The organism is Microbacterium mangrovi, assembly GCF_000802305.1.
GTDB classification, from domain to species: Bacteria; Actinomycetota; Actinomycetes; order Actinomycetales; family Microbacteriaceae; genus Microbacterium; species Microbacterium mangrovi.
Map to the genome: position 1 here is coordinate 88,943 of NZ_JTDK01000014.1, position 16,309 is coordinate 105,251.

At 63.8% G+C, this 16,309-nt stretch carries 11 protein-coding genes; 7 read left to right on the plus strand and 4 right to left on the minus strand.

Annotation, left to right across the window (positions count from 1 at the left end):
* Positions 1 to 21: 21 nt before the first annotated feature.
* Together LK09_RS14655 and LK09_RS14660 are read right to left on the minus strand one after the other, a co-directional pair.
* Positions 22 to 1,341 carry an ABC transporter substrate-binding protein gene (locus tag LK09_RS14655; RefSeq protein ID WP_197061062.1) on the minus strand — a complete coding sequence of 440 codons (1,320 nt, stop codon included), beginning with the start codon at positions 1,339 to 1,341 and terminating at the stop codon, positions 22 to 24.
* Positions 1,342 to 1,435: 94 nt separating this feature from the next.
* Positions 1,436 to 2,443 carry a LacI family DNA-binding transcriptional regulator gene (locus tag LK09_RS14660; protein WP_039400984.1) on the minus strand — a complete coding sequence of 336 codons (1,008 nt, stop codon included), beginning with the start codon at positions 2,441 to 2,443 and terminating at the stop codon, positions 1,436 to 1,438.
* A 219-nt stretch (positions 2,444 to 2,662) separates the two neighbouring features.
* On the opposite strand from LK09_RS14660, the gene LK09_RS14665 reads away from it, so the two are divergent.
* The 3 genes from LK09_RS14665 to LK09_RS14675 are packed head-to-tail and all read left to right on the plus strand — an operon-like array spanning position 2,663 to position 6,198.
* Entirely contained in the window at positions 2,663 to 4,039 is a 1,377-nt protein-coding gene (locus tag LK09_RS14665) for a glycoside hydrolase family 172 protein (RefSeq protein WP_082008279.1), read from the plus strand.
* Position 4,040: 1 nt separating this feature from the next.
* Positions 4,041 to 5,273: a glycoside hydrolase family 32 protein gene (locus LK09_RS14670; protein WP_039400986.1), complete on the plus strand. Its 1,233-nt coding sequence runs from the start codon at positions 4,041 to 4,043 to the stop codon at positions 5,271 to 5,273.
* Positions 5,274 to 5,286: 13 nt separating this feature from the next.
* On the plus strand, positions 5,287 to 6,198 hold the full coding sequence (locus tag LK09_RS14675) for a carbohydrate kinase family protein (RefSeq protein WP_039400989.1): 912 nt from the start codon (positions 5,287 to 5,289) through the stop codon (positions 6,196 to 6,198).
* A gap of 885 nt (positions 6,199 to 7,083) precedes the next feature.
* Here LK09_RS14675 and LK09_RS14680 read toward each other — a convergent pair.
* The gene (locus LK09_RS14680; RefSeq protein WP_039400991.1) at positions 7,084 to 7,962 is read right to left on the minus strand and encodes a hypothetical protein; all 879 of its coding nucleotides are present in this window, start codon (positions 7,960 to 7,962) and stop codon (positions 7,084 to 7,086) included.
* A gap of 150 nt (positions 7,963 to 8,112) precedes the next feature.
* Here LK09_RS14680 and LK09_RS14685 point away from each other — a divergent pair, with 150 nt between their 5' ends.
* From LK09_RS14685 to LK09_RS14695, 4 genes are all read left to right on the plus strand, one after another.
* Complete coding sequence (locus tag LK09_RS14685) at positions 8,113 to 9,333, plus strand: hypothetical protein (RefSeq protein ID WP_039400995.1); 1,221 nt, start codon at positions 8,113 to 8,115, stop codon at positions 9,331 to 9,333.
* Positions 9,334 to 9,640: 307 nt separating this feature from the next.
* Positions 9,641 to 9,883: a hypothetical protein gene (locus LK09_RS21565; RefSeq protein ID WP_156138840.1), complete on the plus strand. Its 243-nt coding sequence runs from the start codon at positions 9,641 to 9,643 to the stop codon at positions 9,881 to 9,883.
* Positions 9,884 to 10,286: 403 nt separating this feature from the next.
* Positions 10,287 to 11,768, plus strand: a complete 1,482-nt coding sequence (locus LK09_RS14690) for an ApeA N-terminal domain 1-containing protein (RefSeq protein WP_039400998.1) — start codon at positions 10,287 to 10,289, stop codon at positions 11,766 to 11,768.
* Positions 11,769 to 12,098: 330 nt separating this feature from the next.
* On the plus strand, positions 12,099 to 14,399 hold the full coding sequence (locus LK09_RS14695) for a hypothetical protein (RefSeq protein ID WP_039401000.1): 2,301 nt from the start codon (positions 12,099 to 12,101) through the stop codon (positions 14,397 to 14,399).
* A 695-nt stretch (positions 14,400 to 15,094) separates the two neighbouring features.
* Here LK09_RS14695 and LK09_RS20860 read toward each other — a convergent pair.
* Positions 15,095 to 16,276, minus strand: coding sequence for a TetR/AcrR family transcriptional regulator (locus LK09_RS20860; protein ID WP_052226817.1), 1,182 nt, complete (start codon positions 16,274 to 16,276; stop codon positions 15,095 to 15,097).
* Between the last annotated feature and the right edge of the window lie 33 nt (positions 16,277 to 16,309).

Sequence of the window (16,309 nt, forward strand, 5' to 3'; positions counted from 1 at the left end):
TGTTGGCCCCGCCCGTGCGGGCTACTGCTGGTTGCTGTCCAGGGCTTTCTGAACGAGGTCCGTTGCCGCGCTTGGCGTCAGCTGGCCTTCGATCACCCCGTAGATGCTGTCGTACATCGAGTTGGCGACAGGAGTCGGCACCAGCAGGTCGGGCTGCGACAGCGGGCTTGTCACGCCGTCCGCGGTTGCAGCATCCAGAGCGGCCTTGAGCGCGCCCTGCTTCTGCGCGTCGAGCTTGGCCTTGTAGGTCGTCACCGGCGGCTGTCCGTTGTCGACAAGGATCTGCTGGGCCTCGTCGCTGTAGTAGAACGCGAGGAACTTCTTCACCGCATCGAGCTTCTTCGCGTCGTTCGCCACCTTGTGGTCGACAGCGAACGGTGCGGATGCCACGTTCATGATGATGTTCTGCTCCCCGACACCATCGGAGAACTGGGGTCCCTGCCAGAAGGAGATGTTCGGCGCGATGGGCGAGGCCTGGATCGCGCTGGATGCCCAGACACCGGAATCGAGCATCGCTGCCTTGCCGCTCGTGAACTGGTCGACCGCCTGCTGATAGGTCTGCGTGGACACATTCGACGGGAACGCTCCTGCCTTCCGGAGCTGGTCGATGTGCTGGTACAGACGCAGGAATTCGTCGTTCGAGTACTTCACCGACCCGTCGAGGAGTCCTTTGACCTTGTCCCCAAAGCCATACCTGTCAAGCATCGTGAGGAACGCCCAGACGCTGAACGATGACTGGTTCGCCCCGTTGGAGATCGTGGTGACCCCCTTCGCATTCAGCACCTTGGTGACCTTCACGAGATCGTCGAACGTCTTCGGGGGTGTCAGGCCGTTGTCGGACAGGATCTTGGTGTTGACCCACAGCCCGGTGAGCAACCCCTGGTAGGGGACGCCATAGATGACGTTGCCGTTCGAGAAGTTCGCGATCGTGCTCTTCGGGAACGAGTCGGTGAGCTTCAGGTCCTTGAGGACGGGGGCGAGGTCGAGCAGCTTGCCGGCCTTCTGCATCTGCTCGGCGGTCGATTTGTACACCCAGAAGATGTCGGGGAGGGTGTCGCTCTGGGCGGCGATCGAGAGCTTCTGGAGGTGGTCGGCGACGGCTTCACCAGACACGGTCACGGTGATGTCAGGGTTCGCCTTCTGGAACGCCTGCACGATCGCCCAGGTGGCGGGGTCTGCGGTCTTCACGTCGGCGTTCTGCATGGACAGCGTGATGTTCGTCTTGCCGTCCGCCGAGGAGGCAGTGGAACCGCAGGCGGACAGGGTGAGGGCGGCGGCCGTCACGGCGACAAGGCCGAGCGCGATGCGCCGGATGCGTCGAGGATGTGCTGTGCGTCGCACGGTCATCTCCTTTGATGGTTCGGGTCTTCGTGGACTTCTATCGAAACGTTTGCGAGAAACGTTTGTCACACAGTAGGACGCCCAATTCGAGCTGTCAAGCCCGCTCTGCAACCGAGTGCAGTTCGGTGGACTCGCGCAGCTCGAGCGCCTGCCGCAGGCGGAGCGTCCTCGGGCTCGAGTCGGGGGAGGCCAGACGGTCCGCAAGCAGGCCCACCGCTGCGACTCCCATGTCGTACGCCGGCTGACGAACGGTGGTGAGTCGGGGAGAGAAGAGATCGGGGTAGGCGAACCCGTCGAAGGTCGCGAAAGCGACATCCGCCGGGGTTGACAGGCCGCTGGCTTCGAGGGCGGTCAACCCCTGAACGGCAAGGGGTGTGCTGCACGCGATCACCGCGGTCGGCCGGGATGCGGGATCACCCAGGGCATGCGTCAGTGCGTCGAGGCTCGAGTCCTTGACGATGAGCTGGTCCACGGGGTCGACTTCGGCGTCACGCAGCCCGTCGAAGAAGCCGTCGAGGCGCTCCTGCAGAGTCGGTACCCGCAGATCGCCGGCGATGACCGCAAACCGCCGATGCCCGCGAGACGTCAGGTGCCCGACGAGCTGCCGCATGGAATCGCGGTTCTCGCCGCCGACCTGATCGAACGGCAGGTCGCGATAGAGGCGATCGAGCAGGACGATGGGAGCTTTGTCGTCGCGAAGCCCGGCGAGCAGAGAATCCGGCGACGCCGCCGCCCTCGCCAGGATCAGCCCATCGACCCGACGGTCGAGCAGTGTCCGCACCGCCCGTTGCTCACGGTCTGCGTCCTCGGCAGAGTTTGCCAGCAGAAGTGTCAGCCCGCGCTCCGCTGCCGCGTTCTCCACGCCGTGGACCATCTCGGCGAATGCGGGTTCGCCCGCGTCCGACACGACCAGGCCGATGCTCTCGGTTCGGGATCGCCGCATCGCACGCGCCAGCGTGTCCTGCCGGTAGCCGGTCTGCTCAATGGCGCTCTGCACCTTCTTGCGAGTGGCCGGCTCCACGTTCCGCGTGCCGTTGAGTACGTGCGAGACCGTCGAGATCGATACACCAGCGATCCGCGCCACATCCACCATCGTCGCCATGAGTTCGTGCTCCGTTTCTGCTCATCATCGGGCGTTGCAGTCAGTGTTTGCGCAAATCTATCGCACTCCTGCTGACCGGTCCAGCAGTGCTGGAAAGTCAAGGCCAGAGACCGACGCTTGCGATGCTCGCCGACCTGATCTATCGTTACCCGGCAGACAAACGTTTCGATGGAGTTTCGCCCATCACCAGCGCCCCACGCGGGCGGAGAGAGGACGACGATGACCGATCACATTCCCCAGGCAACGGGGCTGCTCGGCGACCTGACGCAGGCCAGACGAGGGCGCTCCGCGCGGGCATCCAGCTTCGATCAGACCGGTCGCAACCGAGACAACTGGCTCATCATGCCCGGCGAGCAGCGCACGCTCGCCGACATCGAAGGGCCGGGGTTCATCACACACATCTGGATGACGCAGTCCTGCCGCATCCAGCCAGGTCCCGGCCAGATCGACCCGAACGTCGTCGGCGTCCCGATGCTCGAGATCCACAACGCGCTCGGCGTGAGCTGGGAGGTTGTCGATCCTGACTACTACCGCAAGGTTGTGCTCAAGATGTACTGGGACGACCAGGAGACTCCGAGCGTCATCGCGCCGCTGGGCGACTTCTTCGGACTGATGAACTCGTTGTCAGGATCGTACGAGTCGCTTCCGCTGTCGGTCTCCGCGAAGGAGCCGGAGCTGCACACCTTCGGTGGCAGCGCCGCCTTCAACAGCTACTTCCGGATGCCCTTCGGCAAGCGCGCACGGATCGTCGTCGAGAACCAGAACGACATTCCCTACCTCCAGTACTTCTACATCGACTACGAACTCGCACCGGAGCCCCTTCCAGAGGACACGGTGTACTTCCACGCGCATTGGCGGCGAGCACTGCCGAACACCGGCTGGGGTCCGGACCTGCAGGCGAACAGTATCGAAACCACGCTGCCCAACCTCGACGGTAAAGACAACTACGTCGCCCTCGAGACCGAGGGTCGGGGGCACTACGTGGGAACCACGCTGGCCGTGCGGCACTTCCAGGGATCCTGGTGGGGAGAAGGCGACGACATGATCTTCATCGACGACGACACCTGGCCGCCCAGCCTTCACGGCACCGGCATGGAGGACTACTTCGGCCATGCGTGGGGCATGCAGCGCAATGCCTACCTCTTCAACGGCACGATCGTGCATGAGGAGGACGTCCCCGGCTTCCATCACAGCTACCGGTTCCACCTGGCCGACCCCATCCGTTTCGAGAAGCGGATCAAGGTCACGTTCGAGCACGGTCACGGCAACCATCTGTCGGACGAGTGGTCCTCGACCGCGTACTGGTACCAAACGCTCCCGTCACCCACGCTGTCCATCCCCGATGTCGCGGAACGGCTGCCCCTGCGACCCATCGACCGGGTCATCCAGGCCCCTCTGCCGGAGCTCACCGAGGACCAGCGCGAAGCACGTGACGCTGCGGCCGCGCGGATGCGTGACTTCCTAGCCAAGCGAGACGCACTGCGTGAGGAGCGACGCGCGCAGGTCGACCAGTGGGAAGCATCCAACGCAGAGATCGCTCAAGATGTCCGCCGGCGTTTCGACGCGAGTGTCACCGCGACGGGGAAAGAGGCCTGACATGCGACCTCGCCTCCACTTCACAGCCCACTCGGGCTGGATCAACGATCCGCACGGCATCACCTACCGAGACGGCGCGTACCACGTCTTCTACCAGTACGTCCCAGGCAGCACGAGCTGGGCGCCGAACTGCCACTGGGGGCACGCGACCGGACCAGACCTTCTCTCGCTCGCGGAGGGGCCGGTTGCAATTGCCCCCGGCGACGGCGACGACGGTATCTGGACTGGATCCCTCGTTCAGGACGGCGACGACGTGAGAATCTTCTACACCGCGACTTCCATGCCGGACTTCGGGATCGGCAGAATCCGAGTGGCCATCCCTGAGGCGGACGACTGGAACTCCTGGCAGAAGGGAGCCACCGTCGCCGAAGCTCCTGCCGGGCTCGACATCATTGCATACCGCGACCCGTTCCTCGTCAAAGAGGATGACGAGTGGCGCATGTTCGTCGGAGCGGGGCTGCGCGATGGCACAGCGACCGCCCTGTCGTACGTGTCCGATGACCTCGACAACTGGACCTACGACGGCATCGCCTTACAGCGGTCGACGACTGAGACGGACCAGGTCTGGATGGGGGCACTGTGGGAGTGTCCTCAGATCTTCCACCTCGGCGGTCGCGCCGTCATGGTCTCGTCGGTCTGGGACGATGACGTTCTGCACTACGCCGGCTACGCGCTCGGGACGTACGCGGACGGACAGTTCACCGCCGACACGTGGGGACGGCTCACGTATGGGGAGAGCTACTACGCACCCTCCTTGTTCCTCGACGCGGCCGAACAGCCCTGCCTCTCGTTCTGGATGCGCGGCATCGCCGATATCGAAGAGGGATGGGCAAGCGCACACAGCGTCCCCCACCGACTGCGCCTGGAGGGCGACACGCTCATCGCCGAGCCCCACCCCGATGTGGCGGCGCATCGATCCGGCCCCGTCGCGGACGGTCGGACCGACGGGCTCGGCGCGGACATTGTTTGGCGCGCTGGTGACGGCAGCGTCGCGATCAGTTCTGGGGGAGAGGAAACGGCCCAGATCATCCGGACTGGTGGCTCTGCATCGATCGTGATCGGCGGCAGGGAATGGTCTGTGCCAGTCCGCGGCGGGATCCGGGTGGTCCTTGACGGTCCCGTGCTCGAATTGTCATCGGACGCCGGGCTGTTCGGCGCCGCGATTTCGCCCGCCGGCGACGGCTTCGATATCGCGACCGACTCCGCCGAAGTCACGGTCTACTCGCTCGTATGAAGGGTGCGATCTAATGAGCGGCACGCCTGTCGCCAGCGTTCTCGTCATCGGCGAATCGCTGATCGACATCGTCGAAAGACGTGGCGTCGCACCCGAGGAGCACGTCGGAGGGTCGCCCGCAAACGTCGCGCTTGGGCTCGGCCGGCTCGGGAGGGCGGTGCGTCTTCGCACCGCCCTCGGGCGCGACGAACGCGGCCGCCGCATCAAGGACCATCTCGAAGCCGGGGGAGTGGTCGTCGACGGCGACTCCTTTTCGCTGGAACGCACGTCGACTGCGCGCGCAGTCATCGGTGGCGACGGCAGTGCACAGTACGACTTCGACCTGTCATGGAGACTCGAAAACGGGATCGAGACGGCAGGGGTCCAGTTTGTGCACGTGGGCTCTGTTGCCTGCTTCCTCGAACCTGGCGCCACCAGTATTCTCACCTTCCTCGAGAAGGCGCGCGGCAACGTTCAAGTCAGCTTCGACCCGAACATCCGCTCCGAGATACTGACGACGCACGCGGGAGCCGCGCGCCGCGTGGCAGAGATCTGTGCACTGTCGGACGTCGTAAAGCTCAGCGACGAGGACGCGGCCTGGCTCTACCCGGGGCGGCCCGCAGAAGAAGTGCTCACCCGCATCCTCGAGTCGGGCCCGCGCCTCGCAGTGATGACCAAGGGAGCTGATGGTGCGGTGCTCTCGTCAGAGCACGGCACCACCCGAGTTGCGGCACCCACCGTTCGAATCCGCGACACAGTCGGGGCCGGCGACACCTACATGGCATGTTTGATCGACCAGATGCTCGACGATCCTTCGACAGACCCCGAGTCGCTTCAGACCCTGGGTAACCGTGCAGCGGTCGCGGCGGCAATCACCGTATCCCGCGCTGGAGCTGACCTGCCAACCCGTCAGGAGGTCGATCGAGGGGTCCTCGCTGCACGATAGTCAGCATGCGTCAACGTCGTTGTGCGTGCGGGTGTTCGAAGCAGCGTTACCTGCACCACTGATCAGGTGTCACGTATCCGTGCAGCAGACCCGTTCTCCAACGAGGGTGGCGACGATCGGTCGTTCCTGTTCACGGATACTGATGTTCGCTGGGCACTGTCGCAGACCGAACTTGGGTTTGTGAAGGCGCCCGACGAAGCTCAGTAGCCCGGCGATGGCTGATGACGCATCCGCAGCGAGGCGTAGGCTCGGCAGCATAGTTGCGGTGCTTGAATTCCCGTTGAGCCCAAGCCCCACCGAACATACTTTCCCGTCTCGGATGGATCCACCCATGAGTTCGCGGGCGGCCCTGGTGGGAAGATCGCGGGAAGATTTGTAGAGAAACTCTCCCGAGAGAACTCGTTCGAACTCTGCTCAAGCCTGTTCTTCGATGTCGCGAACCCGCGTGAACTCAGCCATACCGCATCCAGCACGGGTCACGTGAGCCTTCCACGGAAGAGTTCAAATCCCACCGTCACCGCCAAATAAACACCCGATCAGCGCCTCTTTCGAGAGGCGCTGATCGGCGTTTTGGGAAGAAATTGGGAAGATTCTCCGCTTGTTTTGTCTTCCCAAGTCTTCCCAATCGGGCTCGACGCGCTGTTGTGACCCGCGTGAATCCGCGGAATCTCGCGGATCTGGCCGTTGGTGGGGCACCCCTACGGTGGGAATCTGTCTCACAAGAGGCTGAACGCCATGTGGAGCGCGACCTTCGGGGCCGCGAAGCGTGGGTTCGTCAGGACGTTCGCATATCCGGGATGGATTACGGACGTGGTTGGCGTTCTCGACGTTGACACGATTGGCAGGGTGGGGCGCATTGTGCGACGCGTGCGACTGGTATTGCGCTCAATCGCCTGGCTTCGGATCGAGGCTGATCCACGTAGTGCCGGCATGTTGGGCCAGGTCGTAGGATTTGTCGTCCGCGGTGATGACGGCAACCGCACCGTCACGCTCGACCCAGAGGTCAACGTCGCGATTCCGTTGGACGACGATCGCGCCTGCCGCAAAGATGCGCTCAAGCTGGTCTGCTGATGTCGCCTGGACGAACATGGAGGGCAGAACGTCGTTGCCGTGACGCAGATGGCAAGTTGCTGTCGCCTGGAATTGATCGACGTCGACGGAGTAGAAGCTCTGGTCCCGTTCAGCGGGGCTGACGGCTTTGTCGACGCACGGGAGCTCCTTCTGAAGCTGGGCGATCGAGACCATTTTGCCTTGCTCGTCGCCCCAGTTCGACCCATAGAGGGTGGTTGGAGTCTGAGCCCATACGTTGACTACTCCAAGAACCGCCAGCATTGTGCCGATGGCCGCGGTCGCGAGCAGCGCGAACCGTGTTGCAGGCGAGATCGGTCGCTGCGCTCTTCCGAGCAGCGCAATGACGGCCGCCGTACCGGCGCTTGCGACCCCGAGCCAAGAGAAGCTCCCGAGGAGGGTGGGGATTCCGGCCAGAGCGAGCATGACGACGGACACCAGTCCGAGCACGTTCGTCGTCTCACGTTCTGGCGCCGTTGCCCATACATGTTGCGCGCGGCCGGCCGTCGAAGGGCTTGCGGCCGCTGCAGCTGCTTCAACGTAGCCGCGGTCGCGAAGGGTGACCACGAGATGGAATATTCCCCAGCCGAGGAGAAGCGCTATGGCCAGTCCGAGGGCGAGCCAGATCAGCAGTGCCGCGACGAAGAGCGTGACAACGACTTGGACGATGCCGAAGCCTATCGACGTCTCACGCATCGGCGTCCTCCTCCCCAGTTGGAGTTCCCCATGCGGGGAGCATAGCTCTCGGCACGGCTCCGACAACATGGTCTCTGAAGGGTGAAGCCCGCCGGGACTACTCGTTGACTGTCTGCCATGCATGCTGCGGGCCCTCGATAACATACGCAGATGGCCCTTGACCCGCCCATCACTCTGTCTGGCAAGGTATTCAAGTACTGGGTGATGGATCGAACCGCCGGCACGGCGACTGTCTATCTTCAGGACGGTCAGACCATCTCCGGACCCATCGAAGTCAGTGATCTCATCGCCTCAGAGGTCGCCCGAACGATCTTCGACTGGGAGAAGTGGACAACGATCAACATCACGAAGACTGGCGACGTCGTCTTCGCGCAGACGTATTCGCCGGTTGAGCGGAACCCACTTCGAGGGCGCATAACGGTATACCTGGACCAAAACCACTGGAGCTCGCTCGCTGCAGCGAGGACCGGATCACATCGGATTCGGTCGGAGTCCGAACGTGCAGCCGCGCTTCGCGTCGCAGAACTCGCGTCTGATGCAGGGATCGTGCTTCCCGTGTCATCGGCCACCGTTCGGGAAACAGGCGCAATGTACGGGAACCGACGTTACGCCTTGGGAATCTCGATCGCGCAGCTTGCGGGCGGCTGGCAGCTTCGGCACCCGCTCGCGGTGGCCCGCCACGAGATCCTGATCGCTGTCGCCGGCCTGATGGATGCAAAGCAACCGCCCCCCCGAGCAGGCGTGACATTGGAGCCCTACGCGTGGATGGATGATCCGCGAGAGGTTGCAGCGACCGAACCCGACTCAAGCGAGCTCTTCATTCTTGCCATGGGTTGCCCGACAGTGATTTTGGAGATGCTTACTGATCCTGACCCAACGCCCGATCCGATCGCGACCAACTGGGCGCGGAAGCACACGGGGCTCCAACGACAGCTCGCAAACATCGCTGACAAGACCGCGCGACGGCGAGCCGCCTACGCTGCCGCCCTCGAAGACCATTCCGAGGCGATCTCATTGGCGTTGGCTGCCCTCGGCCAGCCAACGGCTAGTCTCGACCTGCCCGCCGCCGACGTGCCCTACTTCTTTGCGAAGATGCCGATGCTCGGAATCTTCGTTGAGCTCTACGTGCGTCGGTTGACGGACTCCGGGTGGACCTGGCGCGAGAACGATCTCACCGACATGTTCTTCCTGAGCAGTGGCGCAGCCTACGCGGACTATGTGGTGGCGGAGCGAGCTACTGGCGCCCAGATGAAACAGGTTCTAGCGAAGCTTGGACGAGACGACAACGTCGTTGTCACGCTTGAGGACCTGGTCGCTCGGCTCGAGGAGCAGGGAGTGCGAACTGCCACAGAGCGCGAGGAATCGCGCTAGCCGAACGTGGCCCAGGTCACGCGCGCGCGTGGACTGATCACCGAGATTGGCACGGCGCGGAGTGATCGGTTCTGACATTCAGACGATGTACAGAGGCTGCTCCAGCTCGGGTTCCCTCTCGAGGTCCGGCCATGCGTTCATCGCCTCAAGGCCGGGGCGCCGACGTTCGCGGGTGGCGCCGGGCGAGCTGCGACGCAATTGGCTACGCGCAACCGCGCAGCCAGATCGGCGCGCGCGCCGCGGCTGGCACAAAACGTGACGGGCAAACCCCTCGACGCCGACCGTCGACGCTTGGAATGATGGGGGAATGAGCAACGAAGCACCCGTTGGCGGCTACTACCGTGCCCTCCTTCGCGGCGGCCCCCTCGATGGGCACATTGTCAAAGTGGAAAGCGACAACGTCCGACTTCAGATAGAACTGCCTGTTCCGGGCACGTTCGCTCAGTCGCTATACAAGTCGGCCGGCACTGGTGAGCAGACATCACTCTCATATGTGCATCACTACGACCACATCGGCGGATCAATCCAAAGCGGCCCTCGCAACCCTTGAACGGCGGAGATCCTGTCAGGCACCATAGACGCTGACGATCGATCGCGCGACGACGCCGGTCGGGGCGAGTGAAGCATCGTGCTTCGCGCGCCCGGTGACTCATCCGCGCTGGCATAAGCACGTGACGAGCTCGACGAGGTGGCCTGACCGGAGGCCACTGGAATGGACGCGACAGCGTCTCAGCGATCGCATCGGCTCTGCGGTGTGGCTATCCGCCGCTACCGTGCAAAGGGCCTGGTGAGGTGCGCGTGCGTCGTGCGCGTACTTGACGGGTGCCGGCCGCGGTTGGCGTCGGGCCCTCTCGGTAGCATCGAGCCATGGAGCAGCGATACCAGATGTTTGTCAGTTCGACCTTCCGCGACCGGGTAGTTCACGGACGCTGAGAGTCGAGGCGGGCTGGGTGATGGGTGACGATCGTGTGGACCTCGACGAGTCACGTCGGTGGGAGGGCATGTGGTGGCTGCCGGACGAGCAGGAGAACCCGATCCCGGGCATACTGCATTACCGGCCCGGAAATGGGCTTGAGCTCTCCCTGATCGGTGCGTTCGAGGACCGAATCACGTCCACCCCTGCTCCCGGGGTAACAGCGGTCCACGAGGGTCACCGCACGTGGGACGTGATCCACGGCGCCGCCGAGCACCGTGAAATCACCCTTCTCGGGTGTATCCCCACCGGTGGCCTGCGAACCTACGGGGCGCGCGTTGACAGTCCGGACAAGCAGATCATCGACGCGACGACAGCGCTGGTCGGCGTGCACATTGGCGGCGACCGTGACGTTACGTTCGCTGCCGCTGCAGTGTCGGTCGAGGACATGGGAGCATGGGCTGCATCCTCTGTGTTGGAGACGGTCATTGGTGCTCCCGACGGCAAACTTGACGGGAGTGGGAGCATCTCGGTCTCGCGACGCGCCGCTGAATCTGTCCTGGTGGGCGAGACGGAATATCGGCTAGAGCATTCTTACGGGCTGCCGTTTCTCGATCGCCGGACAGGTGGGACGGTCGGTCGCATGCGGGACACGGCTTTCATGCGTATCGTCCCGAGAGAGCCGATCTCGTGGAGGGATGCGGTGGCCGCGGTAGCTCTCGTGCAAGACCTGATCGCTTTCGCTACGCATCGTGCGGCTGGTGTGATCTGGCTTCGGCTTGAGCTGGCAGGGCCCGATCCGCATCAGGTTCCAGGTCGTCCTGCGCGACCTCGCTATGCTGAGGCGATTTACTCGCCCTCCGCGGTGGGGAAGCAGGATGCGACGGCCGTCAGTCATCACCATGTCTTCTTTACGTGCGAGTCCCTCCGGTTCGAGGAGGTTATGCCGCGCTGGTGCGAGGCACGCGAACGACTTCACGCTGCGACGAACATGATCCTTGGGCTCCGGTACGCTCCTGCGCGGTATGTTGAGGCCAATCTGCTGACCGCGGTGGGTGCCGCGGAAGTGCTACACCGGGGCTTGAGGATCGACGAGCGACCGTTCCCGCCGGAGGAGTTTGAGCGCTTGCGCAACGCGATGCTTGAGCAAGTTCCTGAGAAGCATCGCGCCCGTTTCAAGGGCTCACTACGCAACGATCCGACACTTCGCGACCGTTTGTACGCGCTTGCCGCGCGCCCGGATCAAGACGCGATAGCGCTTCTTATTCCCGACGTAGACAGGTGGGCGAGGCGAACCACTAAAGCACGGAACGACCTCGCCCACGAGGGCAGGACCCCGAATCACTCGCTAGAGGAACTTGCTGCCGTGGTCGAGGTGACCACGGCAATGGTCATCCTGAACATCTTGCATGAACTCGGTCTACCCGGCCAGAGGCAGTGCGAGATCGTGCAGACACACCCGCAGCTGCGACTGACCGCGAACCTCGCCCGCGAACAGCTGACGGCTCCGGCGAACAGCTAGGCCCCAGCTGTGTCCCTCCTTATGCACGTTGGCCAAGGCGAAGGGCTGGCGGCGCCGACTGTTACGGGAATGGAGGTGTCCCGGGTCAAGCGGACGCGGGCCAGCCCGACGTCGCCGACTCGAGCGCCTGCCGAGGTCACTGCCGCCCTCGGCTCACTCATCGGGCGGTTGCCGCCGGCTGCCGCCGGCTGCCGCCGAAGGGATCGGGGCGCGCTGGGCTTGCGAGTCCAGCCTGGCGGGGAAGAACGACCGCGGCATCCGCCAATGACCACGATTCGCTGCGTCCTACTTTCTGATTGAATCCGACATCGATCAAGCATCAACGCCCTGATGGACGCCGCGACGCGCCACACCCCTCGGTTGGGCATCGATCGCGATGCGCGTGTGAAAGATGGGGGCATGAGCTTGCTCCGCTTCGTCACTCGCCCGGCCGCATGGTTCTTCGGCGCCCGGCAGGCGTATCTGCTGTGGCAACTGCGGCGCGTGATACGGGGAGCGGACGCGTTCGATGTCATCGGGAACATGTTCCTCGCGGTCGCACCCATCGCTTCCGAGCCGGGCGATGGGTCCGACGGAACGCGGCTGCTTGCCATGCCTGAACTAGTTGCCCTGTTGTTCGCGGAGCGGGTGACGGGTGACGCTAACAAGGCTCCGAGCGCGCGCGTCCTCGGCAAGGTTCATAGGCTCGCGCCGAAGGTCCTTCACGCCGCGACCCTGAGGGTCCTGTTTGAGCAACTCGTTCGACGGCGAGAGCCCGTCGAAGGTGGGCAGGTGGCACCTCGACTCACAGCCGCCGCCATCACCCGCGAGATCTATATCCGATTGCCGCGCTTCCACCAGAAGGAACGGCAGCTACTCGGCGAACTCTTCACCCCCCAGGTGACGAAATCTGTGGTCGACCGCCTCGGCTTTGGGCCTGAGGCGATGTTCGCAGTGTTCGACGCGTTCAATTCGTACATCCCGCAGCGGCTGGCCGACGAGTTCCAAACTGCGAGCGAGGAGCTTCACCAGGCGGTGGACGCCTCGCCCGAACTGGTTGAGCTACTGGCCGCGCATCGCAGCGGTCGAGATGCCGCGATGTCGAAGCTCATCACGGCGCGCGCATTCGGGGTTATGTCCACGCTGGTGAGTCTCTCCCTAGATGACCTTCTCGAGGCCAGCGACGTTGACGCGGCACAGCTCAACGCGCTTTTGGAGCGGCTGAGCATCGACCTAGATGCCGACAATGCGGGAGCGGCGCGGGCATTCCTCAACGGCGACAACCGGATGCGGACGCGACCTTTCATCACACGGCTGACCGCGACGGGCACGCGTGAGTGGATGCTGGTGCAGCCCACCTGGCTGATCTTCGGGATGCGCGAACTCTTTGAGGCTGCTCTCACCGAAGCGCCGATGGATCAGCACTACATGAAGCATCGGGGCCAGCACCTTGAACACCGCGGCATGCACGCCATTGTCGAAGCGCTGCGCCCCGATGTTGCTCTTGCGAATGTTGTGTATCGCGGGCCGACGGGGCAGCGGATTGAAGCGGACGGACTCGTGGTCATTGGACAAGTGGCCATCGTCGTAGAAGCGAAGAGCAACCGGTTGACCCCGTATGCTCGCGCCGGCGCCCCGGTAAGGCTCTGGAAGGAGCTCGGGCCCATCATTAGCAAGGCCGCCGAACAGGCTGAACGGCTACGTGCCCTGATTGCGAAAGACCCCTCAATCCACATCGTGTCCGCGGTGGACGTGAGAACCTCGCCGAGCGGCACCCGAAAGAACTGGGACCTCGACGTCAGCGAAGTCGACGAAGTGTTTACCATCGCGCTGTCGTTGGAAGACCTGAACTACCTCGTCACTGTGACGTCCGAGCTTGTCGAGAGTGGGCTGATCCCCAAGGATAGCCCGTCGCCGTGGGTGGTCAACATCCACGACCTGGAAGTCACCACACGGCTCCTTAACCGGCCCGCTGAGTTCATTCACTTCCTGTCCCGGCGTCGCCGCGCCAGCACCATGAATAACATCCAGGCTGCCGACGAGCTCGACTACGTCATGCACTACCTCACCGAGGGCCTGTTCCCGGAGGGCTCGCCCGATGCGACAACCCTTATCCTCAACCTCACCAACGATCTGGACGCCTGGGTGTTCTACACCGAGGGACTCCGCGAAACCCCCGCACCAAAACCAGCACAGGAGATAGATCCGGAGTCGGATGAGATCCTGGCCACGTTGGAAGAGGCTCGCCCCTTCGGATGGCTGGGCGCTTCAACAAGTCTGCTGGAGCTCGAGCCGGGCACACGGGCGCGGATCGCCCATGAAGCGCGACGGCTCCGCGACCTCACAGCCGCTGACGGGGAGCTGCACTCGATGTACCTCGAGACGTCGCCTGCTCCGATGAGGCCACTGATTTTCATCGCGATGAGCTTCCCTCGAAGCACTCTTCGCGATGTCGTAGAGGGTCGGCTGCTCGGCTACGCGACTTTGCGGAAGTACGTCTCCAAAGCGGACACGGTTCACTGCTTCGGCGCGTTCGAAGAGTCCGATGCCGTGTTCGATATGTTCCTAACCCTAAGCTCGCCCTGGGAGTCCAACGATGTCCTCGAGGCCGCAGCCACCGCAGCTAGACTTGCGCCTGGCTTGCAGTCGTGATGCGTTCGTTGTGAGGCATTGGGGTTGAGCGTCTTCTCCTTGATCCCCCCATCCGCAGAGGGTGTTCCAGGGCCGGTTGCACGGCGTATCTGCTGTGGCGGATAGTCCGCGACCCGGCGGATATTACCGGAGGCCTTCAGGCTGACGAATGTCGGCTGAGGCCGACGGACTGGCTTCAGACCTGACGTCGACTGTCTACCCGCATCGTGCTTAGAGTGAACTAAGTGGCGCCAACCCGCAGATCCGGCACGTTGGCACCCCGGCCGCTAAAGCGTACATAAATACGAATCTCGTACGCGTCTTCCGAATCTCCCGGAGATAGGTCTCGTGGGAAGACGGCGGGAAGAATCGTGGGGAAGCGAACTTCGCTGAACTCGTCCAGGTTCTGCTCAAACGTGCTTTGCGAATTGATGGTCCCGCGTGAAATCAATCAACTCGCATCCAGTTCCGGTCAGCGTGGGCTTCCGCGGAAGAGTTCAAATCCCACCGTCACCGCCAAATAAATACCTGATCAGCGCCTCTTTTTGGAGGCGCTGATCGGCGTTTTGGGACAATTCAGGACAGTTTTGCCACCGGACCGTGTCACGTGATCCTGAGGAGGCTGGCTGAGGTGCGACCGGTCGCCGTCGTGACCGTGTCTCGCTTCGGATTCGCCGGACCGGCGTTCGGCGAATTCAGCCTGCAATAGCAGGGGGTTATCGCTCCGAGGTAGGGGCGAGAGGGGCAAGGGCTGAGGTGGCGGCACCGAGGATTCGTGCCTTCACGGTCTCGAGCACGACATCGGGGTCGATGGTGTCGGGCTCGTAGAGCCAGGCGATCATGCAGCCCAGACCCACTGCGATCAGCCAGTCGGCCCCGGTGCGGGCGTCGGCGCCGGCGACTCCCTGCGCCTGAAGCAGGGTGGTGAGCTCTTGCCGCGTCCATGCCAATTGCCGGGCGGCGGTGTCGTGCAGTGGATGCGCGGCGACCGTCGCTTCGCAGAGCAGCACGATCTCGGCGGCGGTCACCCAGCGGGGGAGTCGCTCGAGGTGCAGCATCCACGGGTCGTCGGTGACGCGGTCGTACAGGGCTGCGACGACGAGTTCGAGCAGGGCCTGTTTGGTGGGCGCGACGTGGATCAGGGCGGCTCGGGTCACGCCGGCGTCGTCGGCGACCATCTGCATCGACGTCTCGTAATAGCCGTGCCTGGCGTAGCGCTTCGCGGCCGCCGCGACGATCCGCGCGCGCGGATCATCACCGGCGAGGGCGGGCGGCAGTCGCGGTTCCGATGTCGGGGCGATGATGCGAGCAACGGCGGAGGCGCCGGCGAGGTGCGTGACGCGGCCCTCGAATTCGTCGAGTTGCGCAGGAATGTCGATCTGCCCGGGGAAATACAGTGTGAGGATCTGCAGACCTTCCCAGCCCGCGATGATCTCAGCTGTCGCGAGATCGCTTTCCGTGGCCGACAGTCCGATCGAATCGAAGAACGCGCGTCCGCGTCGACGCCCCTCCTGGCGACGATGCAGCATCATGGGGTGGCCGGGATGCTCGGGGCTCGTGGCCTCGCCGAGCAAAGCGGTGAACAACTCGATCCACCCGGGCACGGCGTTGTTGGCGCGGGCGACGGCGGCGGCGCTCGGCGCCGATCCCGCGCGCAGCTCGGCCGCATTCCAGACGCGTTCCGATTGGGTGTCGAGCCGGGCGATGAGTGCGGTGAGGATCTCGCCGCGATTCGCAAAGTACCGCAGCACCGCGGGGTGTGAGATGCCGGCCTCGGAGGCGATTTCACGCAGCGAGGTGGCACGGTAGCCGTTGCGGACGAAGAGCATGTGAGCGGCATCGAGGATCGACTCAACCCGCTCGCGTCCCGTCCGGTAGGTGCCGCGCTTGCTCGCCATCTCTCCAGTATCTCGAATCGCTTGGTGTGGTGA

Bases quoted from the DNA above. Each gene is read 5' to 3' on its own strand.
- LK09_RS21565 (WP_156138840.1), top strand. From the start codon at position 9,641: ATGAGCAACGAAGCACCCGTTGGCGGCTACTACCGTGCCCTCCTTCGC.
- LK09_RS14675 (WP_039400989.1), top strand. From the start codon at position 5,287: ATGAGCGGCACGCCTGTCGCCAGCGTTCTCGTCATCGGCGAATCGCTG.
- LK09_RS14680 (WP_039400991.1), bottom strand. From the start codon at position 7,962: ATGCGTGAGACGTCGATAGGCTTCGGCATCGTCCAAGTCGTTGTCACG.
- LK09_RS14665 (WP_082008279.1), top strand. From the start codon at position 2,663: ATGACCGATCACATTCCCCAGGCAACGGGGCTGCTCGGCGACCTGACG.
- LK09_RS14685 (WP_039400995.1), top strand. From the start codon at position 8,113: ATGGCCCTTGACCCGCCCATCACTCTGTCTGGCAAGGTATTCAAGTAC.
- LK09_RS20860 (WP_052226817.1), bottom strand. From the start codon at position 16,276: ATGGCGAGCAAGCGCGGCACCTACCGGACGGGACGCGAGCGGGTTGAG.
- LK09_RS14670 (WP_039400986.1), top strand. From the start codon at position 4,041: ATGCGACCTCGCCTCCACTTCACAGCCCACTCGGGCTGGATCAACGAT.
- LK09_RS14695 (WP_039401000.1), top strand. From the start codon at position 12,099: ATGGACGCCGCGACGCGCCACACCCCTCGGTTGGGCATCGATCGCGAT.
- LK09_RS14660 (WP_039400984.1), bottom strand. From the start codon at position 2,443: ATGGCGACGATGGTGGATGTGGCGCGGATCGCTGGTGTATCGATCTCG.
- LK09_RS14690 (WP_039400998.1), top strand. From the start codon at position 10,287: ATGGGTGACGATCGTGTGGACCTCGACGAGTCACGTCGGTGGGAGGGC.